The 20,872-nt window shown below is 74.1% G+C and carries 18 protein-coding genes; 12 read left to right on the top strand and 6 right to left on the bottom strand.

From position 1 onward, the window contains the following. Positions 1-352: 352 nt before the first annotated feature. The 3 genes from BLU95_RS38735 to BLU95_RS38725 all read left to right on the top strand — a co-directional run bounded on the left by BLU95_RS38735 (position 353) and on the right by BLU95_RS38725 (position 4,922). Positions 353-1,057 carry a thioesterase II family protein gene (locus tag BLU95_RS38735; RefSeq protein ID WP_093864140.1) on the top strand — a complete coding sequence of 235 codons (705 nt, stop codon included), beginning with the start codon at positions 353-355 and terminating at the stop codon, positions 1,055-1,057. After that, on the top strand, positions 1,054-1,878 hold the full coding sequence (locus BLU95_RS38730; protein ID WP_093864139.1) for an SDR family oxidoreductase: 825 nt from the start codon (positions 1,054-1,056) through the stop codon (positions 1,876-1,878). Before BLU95_RS38735 ends, BLU95_RS38730 begins: the two co-directional genes overlap by 4 nt. An 89-nt stretch (positions 1,879-1,967) precedes the next feature. Beyond that, complete coding sequence (locus tag BLU95_RS38725; RefSeq protein ID WP_093864138.1) at positions 1,968-4,922, top strand: non-ribosomal peptide synthetase; 2,955 nt, start codon at positions 1,968-1,970, stop codon at positions 4,920-4,922. An 88-nt stretch (positions 4,923-5,010) separates the two neighbouring features. Here BLU95_RS38725 and BLU95_RS38720 read toward each other — a convergent pair whose 3' ends face one another. Further along, on the bottom strand, positions 5,011-6,195 hold the full coding sequence (locus BLU95_RS38720) for an MFS transporter (RefSeq protein ID WP_093864137.1): 1,185 nt from the start codon (positions 6,193-6,195) through the stop codon (positions 5,011-5,013). 277 nt (positions 6,196-6,472) lie between these two features. Between BLU95_RS38720 and hemB the strand changes: the two genes are divergently transcribed. Both hemB and BLU95_RS38710 read left to right on the top strand, forming a co-directional pair. Then, entirely contained in the window at positions 6,473-7,450 is a 978-nt protein-coding gene (gene hemB / locus BLU95_RS38715; RefSeq protein WP_093864136.1) for a porphobilinogen synthase, read from the top strand. Positions 7,451-7,602: 152 nt separating this feature from the next. After that, positions 7,603-7,998 (top strand): transposase, encoded by a 396-nt coding sequence (locus tag BLU95_RS38710; protein WP_159425203.1) that lies wholly within the window; start codon positions 7,603-7,605, stop codon positions 7,996-7,998. A 76-nt stretch (positions 7,999-8,074) separates the two neighbouring features. On the opposite strand, the gene BLU95_RS38705 is transcribed toward BLU95_RS38710, so the two are convergent. The 3 genes from BLU95_RS38705 to BLU95_RS38695 all read right to left on the bottom strand — a co-directional run bounded on the left by BLU95_RS38705 (position 8,075) and on the right by BLU95_RS38695 (position 10,696). Further along, entirely contained in the window at positions 8,075-8,773 is a 699-nt protein-coding gene (locus BLU95_RS38705) for a hypothetical protein (protein ID WP_093864134.1), read from the bottom strand. Next, positions 8,773-9,417, bottom strand: coding sequence for a SigE family RNA polymerase sigma factor (locus BLU95_RS38700; protein WP_093864133.1), 645 nt, complete (start codon positions 9,415-9,417; stop codon positions 8,773-8,775). Before BLU95_RS38700 ends, BLU95_RS38705 begins: the two co-directional genes overlap by 1 nt. Positions 9,418-9,685: 268 nt before the next feature. Beyond that, positions 9,686-10,696, bottom strand: a complete 1,011-nt coding sequence (locus BLU95_RS38695; protein ID WP_231978114.1) for an NAD(P)-dependent alcohol dehydrogenase — start codon at positions 10,694-10,696, stop codon at positions 9,686-9,688. 138 nt (positions 10,697-10,834) lie between these two features. Here BLU95_RS38695 and BLU95_RS38690 point away from each other — a divergent pair, with 138 nt between their 5' ends. Beyond that, positions 10,835-11,509, top strand: coding sequence for a TetR/AcrR family transcriptional regulator (locus BLU95_RS38690; protein WP_093864132.1), 675 nt, complete (start codon positions 10,835-10,837; stop codon positions 11,507-11,509). 181 nt (positions 11,510-11,690) lie between these two features. Next, a complete protein-coding gene (locus BLU95_RS38685; protein WP_093864131.1) occupies positions 11,691-12,521 on the top strand; it encodes a PIG-L family deacetylase in 831 nt (276 codons plus the stop codon). Between the two features lie 20 nt (positions 12,522-12,541). On the opposite strand, the gene BLU95_RS38680 is transcribed toward BLU95_RS38685, so the two are convergent. Both BLU95_RS38680 and sigK read right to left on the bottom strand, forming a co-directional pair. After that, positions 12,542-13,339, bottom strand: coding sequence for an anti-sigma factor (locus BLU95_RS38680; RefSeq protein WP_093864130.1), 798 nt, complete (start codon positions 13,337-13,339; stop codon positions 12,542-12,544). Then, complete coding sequence (gene sigK / locus BLU95_RS38675; RefSeq protein WP_197698674.1) at positions 13,336-13,920, bottom strand: ECF RNA polymerase sigma factor SigK; 585 nt, start codon at positions 13,918-13,920, stop codon at positions 13,336-13,338. The genes BLU95_RS38680 and sigK overlap by 4 nt, the downstream gene beginning before the upstream one ends. Positions 13,921-14,208: 288 nt before the next feature. Between sigK and BLU95_RS38670 the strand changes: the two genes are divergently transcribed. The 5 genes from BLU95_RS38670 (at position 14,209) to BLU95_RS38655 (ending at position 20,821) form a co-directional block, all read left to right on the top strand. Then, on the top strand, positions 14,209-15,879 hold the full coding sequence (locus BLU95_RS38670) for a molybdopterin-dependent oxidoreductase (RefSeq protein ID WP_353653525.1): 1,671 nt from the start codon (positions 14,209-14,211) through the stop codon (positions 15,877-15,879). Positions 15,880-15,963: 84 nt separating this feature from the next. Next, positions 15,964-16,641: a fasciclin domain-containing protein gene (locus BLU95_RS38665; protein WP_093864128.1), complete on the top strand. Its 678-nt coding sequence runs from the start codon at positions 15,964-15,966 to the stop codon at positions 16,639-16,641. Between the two features lie 302 nt (positions 16,642-16,943). Then, positions 16,944-17,330 carry a hypothetical protein gene (locus BLU95_RS42750; protein WP_159425202.1) on the top strand — a complete coding sequence of 129 codons (387 nt, stop codon included), beginning with the start codon at positions 16,944-16,946 and terminating at the stop codon, positions 17,328-17,330. Between the two features lie 151 nt (positions 17,331-17,481). Next, the gene (locus BLU95_RS42745) at positions 17,482-17,979 is read left to right on the top strand and encodes an ATP-binding protein (protein ID WP_159425201.1); all 498 of its coding nucleotides are present in this window, start codon (positions 17,482-17,484) and stop codon (positions 17,977-17,979) included. A gap of 187 nt (positions 17,980-18,166) precedes the next feature. Beyond that, positions 18,167-20,821, top strand: coding sequence for a PKD domain-containing protein (locus tag BLU95_RS38655; RefSeq protein WP_093864126.1), 2,655 nt, complete (start codon positions 18,167-18,169; stop codon positions 20,819-20,821). Positions 20,822-20,872 lie beyond the last annotated feature (51 nt).

The following is a 20,872-nucleotide window of genomic DNA, read 5'->3' as shown; positions in this document are numbered from 1 at the left end:
CCGGACGCGTACCTCCCGAACGGAAGGAGCGGGCCGCGCGAAGGCCGGGTCGGACGGCACGGGGGGCGGTTCGTCGACACTCCACCGAGCGGCGGCCCGGGCCAACGCACCGACGAGAGCCGAGGTTTGCGGGGGGCCGGGTGTTGGGTAGCCCGAGTGCCGGTGGCGCCGGACCGGCAGTCCGTTCGGCGAACCCCCCGACCGGTGCCACGGACCGACAGCCGCCGTCGACCATCGGCCACCCGCACCGACGGATCGTGGTCGGTGGAGCCGTCCGTGGGTTACGCTGCCGAGCGGCACCGGGACTTGGTTATCAGGAAACTTCGTGCATGACGAAGAAGGATGAGGCCCCATGAGTGCACAATCGACGGTTCTCGCCTGCCTGCCTTTCGCGGGCAGTGGCGCCGGTTTCTTCCGGGAATGGGAAAAGCTCGAAATACCGGGTGTCAGGCTGCTTCCGGTCCAGCTGCCGGGGCGCGAGGAACGATTCCTGGACGACCCGTTCGCCAAGGTCGCCGACGCCGTCGCCGAGCTGACACCGAGGATCCTGGCCGACGCCGGCGAGGGGGCGGAGCTCGCGCTGTTCGGCCACAGCCTCGGCGCGGTGCTCGCCTACGAGATCGCCGGGGAACTCGAGCGGATCGGTCACCCCGGGCTGCGCCACCTGTTCGTCAGTGGATCGCCGGGGCCGCAGGACGGGCGGACCGAGCGGGCCACCGGCCTGGCCGACGAGGAGTTCATCGCCGGGGTGCAGCGCTTCGCCGGCTACCGGCACGCGGCCTTCGACGACCCCGAACTCGTCGAGGTCCTGCTCCCGATCCTCCGCGCCGACGTCGAGCTGCACGAGAACTACCGGCCCACCCGCACCGATCCGCTCTCCGTGCCGGTCACCGCCCTGCGCGGCGAGCAGGACGGGCTCGTCTCCCGGGCGCAGGCGGAACAGTGGGCCGGGACCACGACCGGTCCGTTCTCCTACCGTGAACTCCCGGGCGGTCACATGTACTTGGTGGACGATCCGGAACGGCTGCTGCGCCTGACGGCCGCGAGCACGAGGTGAGGCTGACCGGCAGGACGGTGATCGTCACCGGTGCGGCCCGCGGCCTCGGCCGCGCCTGCGCGGTCAGGTTCGCCGAGGAGGGGGCCGACCTGTTGCTGCTGGACATCACCCGGGATCTCCCCGACGTGCCCTATCCGCTGGGATCGACCGGCCAGTTGGAGCACACGGCCGCCCTGTGCGAGCGCGCGGGCGCCGCGACCGTGACGGCCGCCGTCGACGTACGGGACGCCCGGCAGTGCGCACTGGCGGTCGACCGGGCACTCGACCGGTTCGGCACCGTGGACGTACTGGTCAACAACGCCGGGATCGCCTCGCCGTCCGGGAAGATCGCCCACGACATCACCGAGCGCGAGTGGTCGCTCATGCTCGACGTCGACCTCTCCGGCGCCTGGCGGATGATGAAGGCGGTCGCACCGGTGATGGTCGACCGCCGGGCCGGCAGCATCATCAACATCTCCTCGACCGCCGGCACGGTCGGGTACCGGCACTTCGCGAGCTACGTCGCGGCCAAGCACGGGCTGATCGGGCTGACCAGGGCCGCGGCCCTCGACTACGCCCCGATGCGGGTCCGGGTGAACGCGCTCTGCCCCGGGTCGGTCCGGGACGACCCGGTGCTGGAGGGCCGGATGCTCGCCGAGATCGCCCGTTCCCTGGAGGTCCCGGTCGCCGAGCACGAGCAGATCTTCGTCCGGGACCAGCCGATGAACGCGCTGATCGAGCCGTCCGACATCGCGGGCGCAGCCCTGTGGCTCGCCGCGGACGATTCCCGCCAGGTCACCGGCAGCGTGCTGACCGTCGACGGCGGCTTCACGTCCCGATGACCGCTGCCTTCCCGACGACCACTGCTTCCCCGACGACCCCCGACTGCTCCCGACGACCCCCGACGACTCCCGGTGACCAGGAGGCCCCCGTGACGACATCGACGATCGACGAACCCGCCGCCGGGTGTCACAGCCTGGTGCTGCGGCTCCCCACCGGCGCGGACCCGCAGCACCTGCTGTCCGGAGCGGTGCCCGGTCCGTTCCGGATCTGGCAGACCCCGGTACCCAGCGACGCGGACGAGCCGACGGCGGAGCACCGCAGACGCGCCGAGTCCTCGCGGCCGATCCACCGGGAGGGCCCTCCACTGCGGGCGGTGGCCCTGCGGTACACCGACGGGACGGCCGACCTGGTCCTGGTGGCCGTCCGCGCGGTGGTCCCGCCGGCCGCGCTCCGGCGGATCGCCCGGCGGGTGCTGGGCCGGGCCGCCGAGGAGGGCGGCGTCCTTCCCGGTGTGCCGCCCGCCGCCCCGCCCCGGCCCGGCGGCGCGGAACGGCCGGACCCCGCACAACGCCGCGGGCTCGAATGGGGCTCGGGCGAACCGGAGTTGCGAGGATTCGTCGGCAGCGCACGGATCGATCTCGGCGGCCTCGGCGAACCGGCCGAACGGCTCCTGCTGCCCGCGATCGCCCTGGCCCTGAGCCGGTACGCCGGTGGGGACCGCACCGAGTTCGGTGTGTTGGACCTCGATGGCGGGCCCGGCACCGGCGTCGACACCCACGACGACGACAGCGGCAGCGGTGAAGTCGTCCGTGTGCACGCGCTGGAGGAGCACCCGGACTGCTCCGCCGCGGAGTTCCTCCGCCGGTTCGAGCAGGACCCGGCCGTCACGCCGACCGCACCGCAGGACCCGGCCGTCACGCCGACCGCACCGCAGGACCCGCCCGCGGTCGGGGTCGTTCTGGGCCCCGCCTTCGAGGAGGGCGACTACACCGCCGCCCTCGTCCCGCCCTTCCCCCTCACCGTCCAACTGGACCGGGGCGCCTCCCACGCGACCTGCCGGTTCGACCGGGGCAGCGTGGACGCCTCCGTCGCGCAGCAGTTCTGCGCACATGCGGCGCATCTGGCCCGCCAGTTGGCGCACGCGCCCGCAACGCTGCCGATCGCCGAACTGGAGCTGGTGCCGCCCACCGAACGCGACGCGATCCTGCGGGCGGGCGGAGCGGCCGACACGGTTCCCGTCCCGGGGCGGATCGACCGCGCCTTCGAACAGGTGGCCACCGCCCGGCCGGACGCCGTGGCCCTGGTGGCCGACGGCGACCGGCTGACCTACCGGCAGCTGAACGACCGGGCGGACGCGGTGGCGGCCGGCCTGTCCGCACTGGACGTCGCGCCGGGCAGCCCGATCGGCGTCTGCCTGGAACGGGACGCCGATCTGGTCGTCACCCTGCTCGGCGTGCTCAAGGCGGGCTGTGCGTACGTGCCGATGGATCCCCGCTACCCGGCGCAGCGACTGCGCTTCACCACGCAGAACGCGGAGGTGCCCGTCGTGGTCACCGCCGCCGCGGACTTCCCGTCGGTTCCCGGGGTGCGGCTGCTGTCCCCGGCGGCGCTGACGGAGCTCGGGGCGGACCGGGCGACGACCGGCGGAAACCCTGCCGACCCGAGCGGCGATCGGGGTGACGGTCCCGCCTACGTGATCTACACCTCCGGCTCCACCGGCACGCCCAAGGGTGTGGTGGTGCCGCACCGCAACGTGCTGGCGCTGCTGCGTGCGACCGCCGAGGACTTCGCGCTCGGCCCGGACGACACCTGGACGCTGTTCCACTCCAGTGCCTTCGACTTCTCCGTCTGGGAGATCTGGGGTTGCCTGCTCACCGGCGGACGCCTCGTCGTGGTGCCCTACTGGACCACCCGCGACACCGAGGAGTTCTACGAGCTGCTGGCCGAGCAGGGCGTCACGGTGCTGAACCAGACACCGTCGGCGTTCGCGCAGCTCGTCCGCACCGATCAACGCCTCCGGCGGGAACTGGCCCTGCGGCTGGTCGTCTTCGGCGGCGAACCGCTCGACGTGCGCATGCTGGCGCCCTGGTTCGCCCGGCACCCGGCCTCCGACTGCCGGGTGGTCAACATGTTCGGCATCACCGAGACCACCGTGCACGTGACCGCCCAGACGGTGACCCCGCAGGAGGTCGCGGCGGGATCGCGGTCGGTCGGCCGTCCGCTGCCGGGCTGGTCGGTGTCCGTCCGGGACGAGCGGGGACGGGTGCTGCCGCCCGGCGCCCCGGGTGAGATCTGGGTCGGCGGCGCGGGTGTGGCCGACCGGTACCTCGGCCTGCCGGAGCTGACCGGGCAGCGGTTCGCCCTCGACGGGGCGACCGGTGAACGCGTCTACCGCAGCGGCGACAAGGGACGGCTGCGCCCGGACGGCCGCCTCGACCACCTCGGCCGGCTGGACAACCAGGTCAAGCTGCGCGGGCACCGCATCGAACTGGACGAGATCCGGACCGTGCTGCTGGGCGCTCCCCGGGTGACGGCGGCGGCCGTCGTGGTCGACCGGGACGATCCGGACGACCCGGCGAGCAGCCGGATCGACGCCTACGTGGTCCTGGACGCGGCGCCGGACCGGACCACTGCCCCGGGCCGGACCGCTGGTCCCGACCGACCCGCTGACCCGGCGGAGGTCCTCGCGCACGCCAGGGCGAAACTTCCCGACTACATGATGCCCACCACGATCACGGTGGTCGCCGCGATCCCGCTCACGATCAACGGGAAGCCGGACGTCTCCGGCCTGCCCGATCCGCGCCAGGGCTCCGCCGACACCCCGGCCGGCGCCCGAAGGCGCCCCGACACCCAGGGAGGACCGCCCGCCTCCGACCGGATCACCGACGACGTCCTGAGCATCTGGAGCAAGTTCCTGAACACCCAGGTGGGCCCGCAGGACAACTTCTTCACCCTGGGCGGGAACTCACTGCTGGTCGTCCGGGTCCTCGCCGAGATGCGGGAACGGGACCTGCCGAGGGTGTCACCGAAGCAGCTCTACGAGCACTCGACGGCGGCGGGCTTCGTCGCGTACGTCCGACAACTCGTCGAGGCCGGGCGGTGACCCCACCGGCCGCCCCGACCTGACCCGCAGCGCGGGACCCGCACCGACATCGACCGACCCCGCCGGTACCGCCCCGGAACCGGCGGGGTCAGTCGATCCGCGCCACCCGGGCCGCCGCCACGGCCACCAGCATGCCCAGGCCGACACAGGCCGCGCAGACGAGGAACATCGTCCGGTACCCGGCTGCCCCGGCGACCAGTCCGAGGGAGCCGCTGCCGGCCGCGAGGCCCACCGTGAAGCAGGCGCCGAAGGTCGACAGTGCCGTGGCGCGCCGGCGTTCGCTGACCGAGCGCACCACGAACAGGCCCAGCATCGGGTAGATCTGCCACATGCCCACCCCGATGAGCACGCCGCCGACCACGCCCAGGCCGAGGCCGTCCGCCGTCCCGAGGAGCGCGACCCCCAGGGCCTCGACGAGGAACAGGCCCGCGAGCTCCACCGGCCGGGTGGCCTCCCAGCGGATCCAGCTGCCCGCCACCCGCAGCAGTACCACGGTCAGGGAGTAGGCGGTGACCACGACCGCGCCCCCGGCGACGCCGAGCGCGTCGAACTTCGCGACCGCGAAGCTGGAGACCGCCGCGAAGCCGAACGCGGTGAAGACCAGCGCGACGCTGGGCAGCACGACGCCGAGCAGCGCGGCCCGGCCCTGCTCGGCACCGGCCCGTTCGGAGGTCGAGGAGAGTCTCACCTCGGGCACGTACAGCGCGATGGGGACGACGAGCAGGGCGACCAGTCCCGCGATCACGAAGGTGGTCGCCGTGCCCACCAGGTGCTCGATCAGGGATCCCAGCGGCGCGCCCAGCCCGATGGCCACGTAGTTCACCGTGCCGCCCAGACCCAGCGCCCAGCCCTGCCGGTCCTCGGCGACGAGCTGCACCGGCCATACCCCGACCGCGGCCAGCATCACACCCATGCCGACGCCCAGCAGCATGCGCAGGCCGATGAGTTCGGTGATCGAGCCGGCGAGCGGGTAGCAGACCGTGGCGAGCGCGGTCAGCACCGTTCCGCCGATCGTCAGGGCCCGGGTGCCGAGGCGGTTCATCAGCACGCCCGACACCGGGCGGGCGAGCAGCGCGGTCAGCGCGTAGCCGCTGATGACCGCGCCGACCTCGGCCGGGCCGCCGTGCAGCCGGCCGGTGACGTGGCCGGGCAGGATCGGGATGGTCAGGGCGAAGGGCAGATAGCCGATCCCGTTCGCCAGCGCTATCAGCAGCGCGTGCCGGACGGCTCGCCTGTCGGTGGTCCCGGTCTCGGGTGCTAACTCGGTTCGCACGGATTCACTCCCTCGTGTCCGGGAATGAGCCTAGGCGGAAAAACGTGCACGGAGCTTGTGATCGCTCCAAGTGGCTCTCGGTCTCCACAACTTGGCCGGTCGTGGTCGAAGGACGGCCCCGGGCGGGGTGCGGGGCCGATGGCGCGGCGGCCCGGGCGGCGCTTCCGCGGGGCCGGGCCGAAGGGCCGAACTCCGCTGCGGCACCCGGGTGGTGGTGTCCGGCCGCGGGCCGGGACGGTCGTAGGCTGGACCGCAGTCGACCCCGAGGAGGACATCGGTGTTTCCGGAACAGCGGCCGCGACGGCTTCGGCGAACCCCCGCCCTGCGACGACTGGTCGCCGAGACCACTCTGGAGCCGCGCCACATGGTGCTGCCCCTGTTCGTCAATGAGGGCGCCACCGAACCGGTTCCGATCGGCTCGATGCCCGGTGTCGTCCAGCACACGCGCGATTCCCTGCGCAAGGCGGTGGTCGAGGCCGTGGAGGCCGGAGTCGGCGGAGTGATCCTCTTCGGGATCCCGCTGGAGTACGACGCGGACGGCTCGCGCGGCCTCGATCCGGACGGCGTGCTCAACACGGCGCTGCGCGACGTGCGGTCCGAGGTGGGCGACGGGACGGTGATCATCGGCGACGTCTGCATCGACGAGTTCACCGAGCACGGCCACTGCGGGGTGCTCGACGAGCACGGCGCGGTGGACAACGACCGCACGCTGCGGATCTACGCCGAGATGGCCGTGGCGCAGGTCGAGGCCGGGGCGCACGTCGTCGCGCCGAGCGGCATGATGGACGGCCAGGTGGCCGCGATCCGGGCCGCGCTGGACCGGGCGGGCCGCGCCGAGGCGGCGGTGCTCGCCTACGCGGTGAAGTACGCGTCCGCCTTCTACGGGCCGTTCCGGGAGGCGGTCGACTCGCAGCTCGTCGGCGACCGCAGGACCTACCAGCAGGATCCGGCCAATGCGCGGGAGGGCCTGCGGGAGGCCCGGCTGGACCTGGCCGAGGGCGCCGACATGATCATGGTGAAGCCGGCCACGGCGTACCTGGACGTCCTCCGGGCGGTGAAGGACCTCTCCGACGTGCCGGTGGCCGCCTACCAGGTGTCCGGCGAGTACGCGATGCTCGAGGCGGCGGCGGCGAACGGCTGGATCGACCGGGAGCGCGCGGTACTGGAGTCGCTCACCGGGATCCGCCGCGCGGGCGCCGACATCGTGCTCACCTACTGGGCGACGGAGGCGGCCGGCTGGCTGGACCGGCGCTGAGCCGGCCCAGGAGCGGCACCGGCCCGGGAGCGGCACCGGACCCGGGCCCGGGCCCGACCGGCACCGAACGGGGACGCCGACACGGCCAATACTCGTAACGTTCATGACAATAATGACGTGGGATCGGGGTGCTCCGCGGGCATCATGACTCCGTGGGCGCTGATCTGTCGCTGCGACTGGTCCCCGACGGCCTGTGGGACCAGGTCGCGCCGTTGTTGCCGTCGTTCGCGACGCGTCGCCAGGGCGGTGGCACCGCGCCGCTGGACGAGCGGGCCGTGTTCGCCGCCGTGGTCTACGTCCTGACCAGCGGATGCCCGTGGCGGCAGCTGCCACCGACCTTCGGGGTCTCACCGGCCACCGCGCACCGGCGCTTCTCCGCCTGGACCAGGGCCGGGCTGTGGTGCCGCCTGCACCGGGCCGCTCCGGACAGGCCGGGTGCCTGTGGTGAACCGGACTGGACGTCGGCGATCGTCGACGCCGCCTCGGTACGGGTGCGCCGGGCCGGCACCGACCGGCCCGGACCGGGCCCGGCATGCGGTCGACCGTAGCGCACTGCCGTGCGCGCACGGATCCACGCCGGGACCCACGGACCGCTCCGCGTGCCCCGGCGTGGCCGATGCCGTCTCAGGACGACAGCGTGGTGCTCGCCAGTACCCTTCCCTCGGCGTCGTACGCGGCCAGCCGGACACCTCCGAGCGGGTAGCCGCCCGGACCGCTGGAGTCCTTGAGCGCGGGCCCCCAGTAGATGCCGCTGGCGAAACCCGGGTCGCCGGGGAGCGAGGCGACGGTCGCCCAGTGCCCCTGACCCTCCAGCTCGACCGCCATCGAGGCCACCCGCCCGGGCCCCCGGTACACGAGGTTGTACAGGCCCTCCTGGTAGTCCGGGCCCGTCCCGAGGTACTGCATGGTGATCTCGGTCGCGCTTCCCGCCCAGGAGAACCCGCCGCACTCCTGGCTGTTCTTGTAGGCGACGGGGTCGTGAATGCAGATCTCCTTGTCCTTCAGCTGCATCCACCAGTCCTCACGGCCCAGCGGCACCTGCTGGCCCGGCTCCACGACCACGGCCTCGGGTGCCGGCCCGGACGGTGCCGGCAGGGGGTGCGCCGCCGGCGCCACCCCCCGGGCCCCGTCCCCCGCCGACAGGACCACACCTGTACCGCCCACCACCAGCGCGGCCGCCACGGCGGACACACCCAGCGCCAAACGGCGGCCCCGCCGCTGCCGGCGCACGTGGACCTGCACGGCCGCGGCCGACCAGGCCCCCACGGTGAGCCCGTCGGCCTCCCCCCGGAGCGCGCCCCGCACCATGTCCTCGGTGTCCATCACCTGTTGTCTCCGCTCGTGCCCTCGATCGTCGAACCGGTCCCCACCGCGTACGGGGCCAGCGCCGGATGCCCGCGCAGCTTCGCCAGGCCCCGGCTGGCCTGGCTCTTCACATTGCCCGCCGAGCAGCCGAGCACCTCGGCGACCTGCTGCTCGCTCATGTCCTCCCAGTAGCGCAGGACGACGACGGCCCGCTGGCGCGGCGGCAGTTCCGCCAGCGCCTGGAGCAGCACCGAGCGCTCCTCGACGTCCCGATGGCCGGCGCCCGCGCTGTGCGCCCGCTCGGGCAGGACGGGCACGAGCAGCTGCCTGACCCGGCGCCGCCGGTGGCGGGTCAGGTTGTTGTTCACCAGGGCCCGGTGCACATAGGCGTCCGGCTCGTCCAGCCGGCTGATCCGGGACCAGCTCCGGAACACCTTCGCCAGCGTGGCCTGCACCACGTCCTCGGCCTCGTGGTGGTCCCCCGTCAGCAGGTAGGCGGTACGCACCAGCCGCCGCCAGCGCGTGGCGGCGAACCCCTCGAAGCCGAGCTCCCGCACACCGGAGCCCTCCCCGGCAGCCGCCCGGGAAGGCGGTCCGGCGGTCGGTCCGGCGACCGACCGGGACCGGTCCTCCACCGGTACGGGTACTGCACTCGCGGTCATACCGCTCCTCTCCGCGATCCGCGCGGCGGCCCCACCGGACCGCCGCTCCGCCCTACTCACCCCCGTACGGCCGCAAAGGTTGCACGTCGGCGCCGATCCGACCGCGATGCCGCCGGACGCCCGGTCGACGGCGGGAACGGCGGCACGGCAGCACGGCAGCACGGCGGACGACGGCACAGCGAGCAGCGAGCGGGCAGGGACCGGGCAGGGAGCGGCAGCCGCCCCGGCTCCGGTCGGAGCGTGTCGGAGCCGGGCGGGCGCGTCGGCGTCACGGTGCGGGGACGGCGAGGGCCAGCTTTCCCGTGACCCGGCCGTCGAGGAGGCGGCGGACGGCGGCGGCGGTCTCGGCCAGGGGGTGGACGCCGGCGAGGACGGGGGTGACGGCACCCGTCCCGATCAGGGCGGTCAGGTCGCGCAGGCCGTCCGCGTGTTCCGAGGCGATGAAGGTGCCCAGGTGCTGGCCGACGAACGGGGACAGCAGCTGCGCGCGCAGCTGACGGTCGGTACCGCCGAGCCAGCGGCCGTTCGTCTCGCCGCCGGTGATGACGAGCCTGCCCCGGGGCGTGAGGGCCCGGCGCAGATCGCGCAGGGTCCGGTTGCCCGCGATGTCCACGACGGCGTCGTAGCGCCGCGGGCCGGCCAGGAAGTCGTCACGGGTGTAGTCGAGCACGTGCTCGGCGCCCAGGGCCCGTACCGCGTCGAGCTTGGCGGTGCTCGCGACAGCCGTGACCCGGGCGCCGAGGGAGCGGGCGATCTGGACGGCGAAGGTCCCGACGCCGCCGGCCGCCCCGGTGATCAGGACCTCCTGGCCCGGCCGGACCTCCGCCCGGTCACGGACCGCCTGGAGCGCGGTGAGCGCGCTCACGGGGACCGTCGCCGCCTGCTCGAAGCCCAGTCCGCCCGGCTTGGGCGCGATCCGGTCGGGGCGGGTGACGGCGTACTCGGCGAAGGCCGCGACGGCCGTGCCGTAGACCTCGTCGCCGGGCGCGAACCCGGCCGCCTCACGGCCGACCTCCTCGACCACACCGGCGAGGGCGCGGCCGGGGTTGGGCAGCTTCGGCCCGCGCAGCCCGCTCACGGGCCGGACGGCGTACGGCAGCCCGGCCATCATGTGCCAGGTCCCCCGGTCCACGCTGGAGGCCAGCACCCGCACCAGCACCTCGCCCGGTCCGACGGACGGCCGGGGGATCCGCGCCGTGCGGAACACGGCCTCGGGATCGGTGCCGTAGCCCTCCTGCACGACGGCCGTCATCGTCCCGGTCCCGTCGGTCGTCCTCATGGTCACCGCTCCTGCCTCCTCGCTTCGCCCACTTACGCTGTAAGCAGGCGACTTACGCCGTAAGTACAGCACTTACGGCGTAAGCTCGTCAACGCCGTCGACGGCACCAGGCGCATCACCAGAAAGTGACCACGGACAGTGACCCCGCACCCTCCCCCGTCCTCGCCGCAGCCACCGCGCCGGACGCTCACCCGTCATCGGGTGCTGCTGGCCGCCGTCGAACTCGCCGACACCCGCGGCCTGGAGACGCTCAGCATGCGCAGGCTCGGCGAGGCCCTCGGGGTCGAGGCGATGTCCCTGTACAACCACGTCGCCAACAAGGAGGCCCTGCTCGACGGCATGGTCGACCTGGTCTTCGCCGAGGTGGACCTGCCCGCCCCGGGTGACGACTGGCACCGGGCGATGCGGCAGCGGGCCCTCTCCATGCGCCTCGCGCTGTCCCGCCACCGCTGGGCGATCGGACTGATGGAGTCCCGCTCCACCCCGGGACCGGCCACGCTGCGCCACCACGACGCCGTCCTCGGCTGCCTGCGCCGGAGCGGTTTCTCCCTCCCGCTGACCGCCCACGCCGTCTCGGTCCTGGACAGCTACGTCTACGGATTCGCGCTGCAGGAGAAGACGCTGCCCTTCGACTCCCCCGAGGAGACCGCCGAACTCGCGCACAGCATCCTCGACGGCCTCGGCGACGACGAGTACCCGTACCTCACGGAGATAGCGACCGCCCATGTCATGCGGCCCGGTTACAGCTACGGCGACGAGTTCGAGTTCGGCCTCGACCTCGTCCTCGACGGCCTCCGCCGGGCGGCCGGCTGAGCCGGCGGGAACGGGGCCCCGCCACCACCGCGGCGCTTACCCGCGAGGGGACGCGGTGCACCGGAATAGGGGCAGCGGCCCCGTCGTTCCCAACAGTCGATCAGAGGCACGGCGGCCGCCCGCTGTCGGACCCGTGCCGCACACTGAGGCCGAACACCCGGCAGACCGAAGGACGATTCCCATGACCGACCGGCCCCTGACGCTGATGGCCGTGCACGCCCACCCCGACGACGAAGCCACCGGTACCGGCGGCGTGCTCGCCCGCTACGCGGCCGAGGGCATCCGGACGGTACTCGTCACCTGTACCGACGGCGCCTGCGGAGACGGCCCGGGAGGTGTCAAGCCCGGGGAGGCGGGCCACGACCCGGCCGCCGTCGCCGCGATGCGCCGTCAGGAGCTCGAGGCGAGCTGCGAGGTCCTCAAGGTCGACCACCTCGAAATGCTCGACTACGCGGACTCCGGGATGATGGGCTGGGCCGCCAACGACGCGCCCGGCTCGTTCTGGACGACGCCGGTGGACGAGGCCGCCGCCCGCCTCGCCGAGCTGATCCGGACGTACCGGCCCGACGTGGTCGTGACCTACGACGAGAACGGCTTCTACGGCCACCCCGACCACATCCAGGCCAACCGCATCACGTCGCGGGCGCTGGAGCTGGCCGGCGCGACGCCGAAGCTCTACTGGACGACGGCACCGCGCTCGATGATGGCGCGCTTCGGCGAGGTCATGCGCGAGCTCGGCGGCGACTGGGAGGAGCCCGGCGCCGAGGAGCCGGAAATGCCCGAGATCGGCCTCCCCGACGAGGAGATCACCACCTGGGTGGACACCACCGGGTTCGGCGGCCAGAAGTTCGACGCGCTCGCCGCGCACGCCAGCCAGGGCGAGAACATCTTCTTCCTGAAGATGGGCAAGGAGAAGTTCACCGAGCTGATGGGCGTGGAGACCTTCGTCCGGGTCCAGGACACCACCGGCGCCGCCCTTCCCGAGGACGACCTCTTCGCCGGCCTGCGCTGAGCGGTCGGCCTCCCCGCCACTCAGGCGGTACGGGCGCGGCCGAGAGGCAGCGCCATGACCGGCTGGGTGGTGGGGCGGTCGGATCCTCCGGCCGGCTCCTCGGTGACACCGACGGCGCGGGCCCCGTCGAGGGGTGCGGTGAGGAGGAGCGCGCCGTCGCCGTCCGCCAGCAGGCCGGCCGGCGCGAAGGTCCCCTGACGGTCGAGCCAGAGCTCGTAGACGCGCCCCGGCGCCGGGGCGGGAAGCCCGGCGGCGAGGAAACCGGCCTGGTTGCGGCCGGCCGACCACACGACGGTGCCGGTCCCGTGGCCGCCGGGCCCGGCGGTGGTGCTCACCCGGGCGTCGGGCGCGGTCAGCAGTTCACCGAAGGCCGCCTGCCGGACGCGCAGTTGCTCCGCGGTGGCGCGCTCCCGCTGCACCTGGTCGTGCTGCTCCACGGCGAGGGCGCCGAGCGTGGTGGCCGCGGTGAGGGAGGCGGCCAGGGCGAGGCGGGGCCACCGGCGCGAGGGGGTCCGACGGCGGGCCGGCCCCGGCGGGGCAGCCGCCCGCGGCGACGGCGGCACGGGAGGAGCGGGCGGCTCCTGGCGCTCGTACGGAAGGCGGGCCAGGACCCGGGCGCGCAGTTCGGGCGGGGGCGGGACGCTCCGGTCGGCACCGAGGAGGGCGAGCGCCTCACCGAAGCCCGCCGTCTCCTCCTCGCAGGCGGCACAGCCGGTCAGGTGGGCCTCGAAGGCCGCTCGTTCGTCCGCGTCGTCGACGGCTCCCAGTGCGTAGGCGCCGGTGAGGAGGTGGAGGTTGTCGTCGGCGGGGCTCGTCATGATCCGACTCCCAGACAGTCGCGCAGCCGGATCAGGGCGTCCCGCATGCGGGTCTTCACGGTGCCCAACGGGGTGTGCAGCCGTTCCGCGACCTCCCGGTAGCTGAGGCCCCGGTAGTAGGCCAACAGGACGGACTCGCGCTGCAGGTCGGTCAGACCGCGCAGGCAGCGCCGCACCTGCTGGTGGTCGAGGTGGGTCTCGGCGCGCTCGGCCACGTCGTCGAAGGGTGTCTCCTGTGCGCCGGCGACCGCGGCGCGGTCACGCTCGGCGGCCGCGCGGCAGTACCGGACCCGGTCCACGGCACGGCGGTGGGCGATGGTCATCACCCACGGCATCACGTCCCCGCGGGCGGGGTCGTAGTGGGCCGCGCCGCGCCACACCTGGAGCATCACGTCCTGCATCACTTCCTCCGACTGGGCCTCGTCGCGCAGGACCCGTCGCACCAGGCCGAAGACCGGCCCGGCGACCGCGTTGTACAGATCCGCGAACGCCTGGTGGTCGCCCTTCGAGACGCGCGCCATCACCGACCTGAGGTCGGGCGGCGGCTCCGGCCTGCCGTGCAGGAACACCACGGAACTCACTGCCGCCGCCTCCGGTGCCCGCAGCACCTGCGGACGGGCGGACGGACGTGCCGCGGGCACGCGCCGGCCGGACGGGCGGATGCGGCCCGCATGTCGGCCTCCCGGGTACTCGTGGGAACCGTGTCGGTTCCGGACTTCACCGGTGTCCCTCTTCCGGTGTCCTTCTTCGCTCGCACGTTATTCGCGTCCGGCGGCCCGGCGGATTGCCCTCAGCGGGATCCGGGCGACTCTGCCACTCGATCGGGTGAACCCGGACGGCTCACCCATCCGACCCGGCCGGTCCGCCGAATGCAGCACGTGACCAACGATGCGACCACTCCCCGTCACCGGCCCCGGACGCCGGACGCAGCGCTGCCCGTCAGGATGGCGTGCGGGATCGCCGCCGTCTGCGCGGGCCTCGCCGCGGGCGAGGTCGCCGCGGCGTTCGTCCACCCGCAGGCGGCCCCGGTGGTCGCGATCGGCTCGGCCGCGATCGACCTGGCGCCCACCGCGGTCAAGGAATGGGCGGTGCGCTCCTTCGGCACCTGGGACAAGACGGTCCTGATCGCCGGGATCCACACCACCATGGGCGTGACCGCCGCCGTCCTGGGCCCGGTGGCCGCCGCGCGCCGTGCCACCGGGGTCCTGTTCTGCGCCGCGTTCGGCGGCCTCGGAGTGTGGGCGGCGCTGGCCCGTCCGGACGCCGGGCCCTGGGACGCCCTGCCCCCGTTCGCGGCGGCCCTGGTCTGTGCCGCCGTGCTGCCCCTCCTCACGGCACGGCGGACGGCCCCGTCGGGCGCGCGGCCCGCAGGGCCCGGCCCCCGACAGCACGCACCCGCCGCCGACAACGCGGCGGCCACCGACGACCCGGCCGCGGCCGCCGACGGCCCGCCTCCCGTCCCCGCCGCTCGGCCCGGGCGTCGCGAGGCGCTGACCGCGGGCGCCGTCGTCGTCCTGTCCGCCGGCCTCGGCGCCGCCGGGCGCCGGCTGGCCGACCGGCGCAACGACGTCTCCGCCGTCCGCGCCTCGCTCACGCTCCCGCCGCCGGCCCGGCCGCTTCCGCCGCCACCACCCCGGGAAGGCCCGGCGATCCCCGGTCTCCCCCCGTTCCGGACCCCCGTCGACGACTTCTACCGGGTCGACACCGCGCTCACCCTGCCCCGCATCGACCCGCGCGACTGGACGCTGCGCGTCCACGGCATGGTCGACCACCCCGTGGAGCTGTCCTTCGCCGACCTGCTCGCCCAACCGCTGGAGGAACTGGACCACACCCTGTCCTGCGTCTCCGGCGAGGTCGGCGGGCCCTACGCGGGCACCACCCGCTGGCTGGGCGCACCACTGCCCGCGCTGCTGCGCCGCGCCGGGGTCCGCGCGGGCGCCGACCAGTTGCTCGGCCGCTCCGAGGACGGGATGACGATCGGCACACCGCTGGAATGCGTCCTCGACGGTCGTGCCGCGCTGCTCGCGGTGGCCATGGACGGTGCGCCGCTGCCCGTCGCACACGGCTTCCCCTGCCGCAGCGTGGTCCCCGGCCTCTACGGCTACACCTCCGCCACCAAGTGGCTGGTCGACCTGGAGGTGACCACCTTCGCCGCGCACGACCCCTACTGGGTGCGGCGCGGCTGGGACCGGACCGGCGAGGTGCGCACCGCCTCCCGGATCGACGTACCGGCCGCCTTCGCCCGCGTCCGGGCCGGGGAGGTCACCGTCGCGGGCACGGCCTGGGCCACCCACCGCGGCATCGCCGCCGTCGAGGTCCGCGTCGACGGCGGGCCCTGGCAGGAAGCCCGGCTCACGGCCGACACGGGCCCCGACGTGTGGCGCCAGTGGCACCACACCTGGACGGCGGCCGCTCCCGGCACCCACCGCTTGGAGGTCCGCGCCACCGACGGCACCGGGGCCGTGCAGGAGGAGACCCGCAGACCGCCTTTCCCCTCCGGGGCGACCGGCTGGCACAGCACCGTCGTCACGGTCCTCTGAACCACCCCGACAACCCGTTCCGAAGCGCGGCGGACCCTCCGCCGCGTGCGACCAGACACCACCGTCCGAGAAGAGAAGAATCCCATGACCGCCATCCAGCACCGCACGCCTCTCGCCGCCCTGCTCGTCGCGGGCGTGCTCGCCGCCTCCCTCACCGCCTGCGGCGGGGACGACGCGGGCAAGGCGTCGGACACCGCCGGCGGTGCGTCCGCCAAGGCCGCGGCCACCGCCCCGGCGAGCCCCGCGGCGGACCCCATGGCGGACCCCGCGGCCGACAAGGCGTCGGCCGGGCAGCCGTTCGGTGCCGCCTGTGCCGCCGTGCCCAAGGACGGCGCCGGTTCCTTCGCCGGCATGGCCGCCGACCCGGTCGCCACGGCGGCCTCCCACAACCCGCTGCTGTCCACCCTCGTCAGCGCCGTCACCAAGGCCGGACTCGTGGACACCCTCAACTCGGCGAAGGACATCACCGTCTTCGCCCCCACCGACGACGCCTTCGCCAAGCTGCCGAAGAAGGACCTCGACGCGGTCCTCGCCGACAAGGACAAGCTCACCCGGATCCTCACCTACCACGTCGTGCCCCAGCGCCTCTCCCCCAGCACGCTGACCGGCGCTCACAAGACCCTGGAGACGCACGAGGTCACCGCCACCGGCAGCGCTCCCGACTTCACGGTCAACGGCGCCGCCAAGGTCCTGTGCGGGAACGTGCAGACCGCCAACGCCACCGTCTACATCGTCGACACGGTGCTGATGCCCGCCTCCTGATCTCCCCCGTACCGCTGTCCCCGGTCCTCCCCGTGGCCGGGGACAGCACCATGTCCGCCCTCTCCCGCGCCTGCCCAGCGCCCCGACGGCCTTCCCGCGGCCGGGCCCGAGGCCCGGGCCCCGTCCGACGACCGGCACTGGGGCCGGCGCAGGCGCGCAGGCACAGGTACCGGATCCGGAACCGGGCAATCCGCCCCGGCCGCCGCGGCGAATCAGGGGCAGGAAGGTTTCCCGGCCCCGGAAGTCCCCGCAGGCCGGCCCCCGCACCTCGCAACCACGTCTCAGGAAGGAGGTGTACAACCATGCCCGCAACGCGAATCCGGCGCCCGCTGGCCGTCGCCATGGCCGGCGCCCTGCTGGCCGGCGGCGCCGCCCTGACCACCGCCACCTCGGCCTCCGCGGCCCCGGCGGTCGCCACGTCGACCGTCCAGACGCATCAGCACGGCCATGGCACGTGCACCTGGCACCCCGGCTGGTGGGAGAACAAGCTCGTCCCCGGGCACTGGTCGAAGGCCTGGCACTCCGGCTGGTGGCAGAACCAGTGGCAGCCCGGTTGGTGGGACGGCCACCACCAGTGGCACCACGGCTACTGGCACCAGGTCTGGCACGAGGCCGGCTGGAAGAACCTCTGGCAGCCCGCCCACTGGGAGAAGGTCTGGCACGACGGCTACTGGAACTGCCGGCACTGACACCCCGTCGCCGGCCGGGTCGGCAGTCCCGCCCCGGCCGGCCCGGCCCCACCGGCCCCCGATCGCGACGCCGCCTTCGGGGGCCGCGACCCGCACGACACCACCGCCGCCCGCCCCGACCGACGGACGGGACACGAAGGACCCGCCGACCATGAACACCGCGACCGAGACCCCGACGATCCGCCCGGACCGGACCCGCCGCCCCGCCCCGGACAGCGTCTGCCTGTCCTTCCCCAACGACGCCCGGTGCGCGGCACTGCTCCGCTCGACCACCCGCGCCTTCCTGCGCCGCACCCACCCGGGCGACCGCGCCCTGCTCGCCGACGCGCTGCTCGTCGTCACCGAGCTCGCCGCGAACGTCGTCCAGCACACCGACGGCCCCGGGCGCCTCACCCTGACCTCCCACCGGCACGGCATCGGCATCGACGTCAGCGACACCAGCCGGACCGCGCCGACGGTCCTTCCGCTGTCCTCGGAGAACGTGCACGGCCGAGGACTCCTCCTGGTCGCCGCCCTCACCGACAGCCTCACCCTGACGCTCGACGCAGGCAGCGGCAAGACCGTCCACACCCTCCTTCCCGACCGGTCCGCGGCGGCCGGACGGACAGCGGCCCCGCGCCCCTCGGCGCGGCCGTGCCGCACCTGGTGACGGCCCGCCCCGGCCGGGCCACCGGGAGGTCGCGGTACGAACGGACCTTCAGGACCGGGGGCGGTGGCGGGCGCCGTCGGAGCGCTCGTCATAATTGCTCCGCCCGCGATCCACGCCGGCCGTTCCGTCCCGACCGGGCCCGTGCCCGACGGGTCGGGCTCCCGTCTCCCTCACGGAGGACCGCACCGTGCGCCCCAATCGTGCCAAGGGCCTGCTCGCCGCAGGCATCGTCACCGTGCTCGGCGGCCTGCCCGCCGCCACGGCCTCCGCCGCCACCGCCGGTCCGGCCGGACCGACGGGCGAGGCGCCCGGCGTGCTGCGGGTCGACGGCTGGGACCCGGCGTGCTCGGACGCCGCGACGGGCACGGCCGCGAAGCCGTTCTGCTCCGTCACCGCGGCCGCCGCCGCGGCGCTTCCGGGGCAGACCGTCGAGGTCGCCCGGTCCTCGTTCGACTCCGGGACGGTGGTCACGAAGTCCGGCGAGCCCGGCCGGCCCATCACCATCAAGGGCGCGGCGGGCGGCACCGCCGCGACGGGCGGCGATGTGCGGCTGTCCGGCGTGCACGACGTCGTCGTCGAGTCGATGCACGCGCGGGAGATCCAGGTCACCGGTTCCGACCGGGTCACCGTGGTCCGCACCAATGCCTTTGGGATCAAGGTCACCGACTCCCCCGGGACGACCCTGACCAACAACACGGTCGCCGACGGCTGCACGGCCGGCATCGAGCTGGCCGGCGGCTCCTCCGGCTCCAACCTGTTCAACAACCTGGTGCGCAACCACTTCTCGCCCACCGCGCCGTACAACTGCCCGAACCCGGCGGGCGCGGAGATCGTGGTCTCCGCACTGTCGGCGAAGGACACCCGGGCCGGCTCCAACACCGTCGCGCCGTACTGGACGAGCTTCAGCAACGGCACCCCGTACCTCTGGGCCGGCACCGCGCACGCCACGCCCGAGTCCCTCGCCGCCGCGACGGACGGCCGGGCCGGTACCCGCGACCACGTACTGCCGCGCTGGCAGGACGGCAACGCCGCGAACAGCGAGGTCGTCGACTCCGCCGACGAGAACGCGCCGGGCTTCGTACCGGCCGCGCACCCGGCCGACGACCCGGACCGGCCGAACCTCGGCACCGGCCTGGGCTACCACGACCGCGGCGCGAGCGAGCGCCAGGAGCCGATCACCACCGCCCAGCTGACGACCGACCACCAGCGGGCGCCCTACGGCACCGAGATCACGCTGACCGCGACCACCGGCATGGAGGCCTACCACTGGCCGACCTCGGTGATGAGCTACCGCTACGACTTCGGCGACGGCACCCCCGCGGTCACCTCCGGCTCCCGTTCCGTCAAGCACACCTACACCAGGGCGGGCACCTTCGAGGCCAACGTCACCGTGGACACCGGCGGCGGGCAGCCGTTCACCGGCCGGTACGGGGTGCAGGTGCAGAGCACCGTCCCCGGGCCGCTGACCGCCCGCGCCACCGTCCAGCAGGTCGTGCCGGACCAGTTCGACACCTCCGACGCCCCGCCGCTGGGCGTGCGCGTCGACCCCTCGTCGACCTCCTCGCCGTGGCAGGTGGCCAAGGTCGTACTGGACTACGGCGACGGAACCCCCGCCGTCACCCGGAACACCCTGGACCCGGTCGTCCACGGCTACGCCTCCCCGGGCGACTACACCGTCACCGTGACGGTCACCGACACCGCCGGCCGCACCAGCACCGCCGCCCACCCCTTCCGGGCCGCCTACGCCCCGACCGGGTTCCTGCGCACCCAGCCGTACCGCCTCGCCGACACCCGGGAGGACGCGAACCTCGACCTCACGGGCGGCCGCGAGGTGCCCTTCACGCTGCCGACCGGTAGCGCGCCCGGGGCGAACGGCGTGCCGGGCAACGTCTCCACGGTCGTCCTGAACGTGACCGTCACCGAGGCCACCGAGGACACCCACCTCACCGTCTGGCCGACCGGCCAGACGCGCCCGACCACGTCGAACGTGAACGTCGCCGCCGGCCGCACCTCGTCCAACCTCGTCACCGTGCCGATCGGCGACGCCAAGCGGATCAGCACCGTGCTCAACGCCGGTCGCGCCGAGGTGATCGTCGACGTCGTCGGCTTCTACCGCCCCAACGGCGGCGACCTGTTCACCCCGCTGTCGCCGAACCGGCTGGTGGACACCCGCGACAGCGCCGCACTCGGCCCGGCCGAGACCCGCGCGGTGAAGGTCGCGGGCGTCGGCGGTGTCCCGGCCGACGCCACCTCCGTGGTGCTCAACCTCACCAGCACCGGGACCACCGTCGACACCCACCTCAAGGTGTACCCGGGCGGCGGGACCAAGCCCGTCAGCTCCAACCTGAACCCGGAGCCCGGCAAGGACAAGTCCAACCAGGTCGTCGTCCCGGTCGGTCCGGACGGCACCGTCGACGTGTACAACAACGCCGGTTCGACCCACGTCGTCCTCGACGTCTTCGGGTACTACGCCCCGAACGGCCGGGCCAGGTTCACGCCGACCGTGCCCGTGCGTCTGACCGACACCCGCGACACGCCGTTCGCCAAGCCCGGCCCGGACAGCACCACCGTCGTCGGCGGCATCCCGGCCGGCGCCCGGGCGGCCGTCCTGAACGTGACGTCCACCAACACCACCGAGGACAGCTACCTCACCGTGCACGCGCACGGCGCGCCGCGCCCCGGCACCAGCAACCTCAACCTGCTGGCCGGCCGGACCGTGCCCAACCACGTCACCACCCCGGTCGGCGCGGACGGCAAGGTCGACGTCTACAACCACGTCGGCAGCACGGACATCGTCGCCGACCTGTTCGGCTGGTTCACGGACGCCCGGCCCCAGGGCTGACGGCACACCTCCCGTTCGCGGCGGGGGCGGCCCTCCACCGGCCGCCCCCGC

This window comes from Streptomyces sp. TLI_053, from assembly GCF_900105395.1.
Taxonomy (GTDB): Bacteria; Actinomycetota; Actinomycetes; order Streptomycetales; family Streptomycetaceae; genus Kitasatospora.
This window is presented reverse-complemented; position numbering and strand designations above follow the sequence as displayed.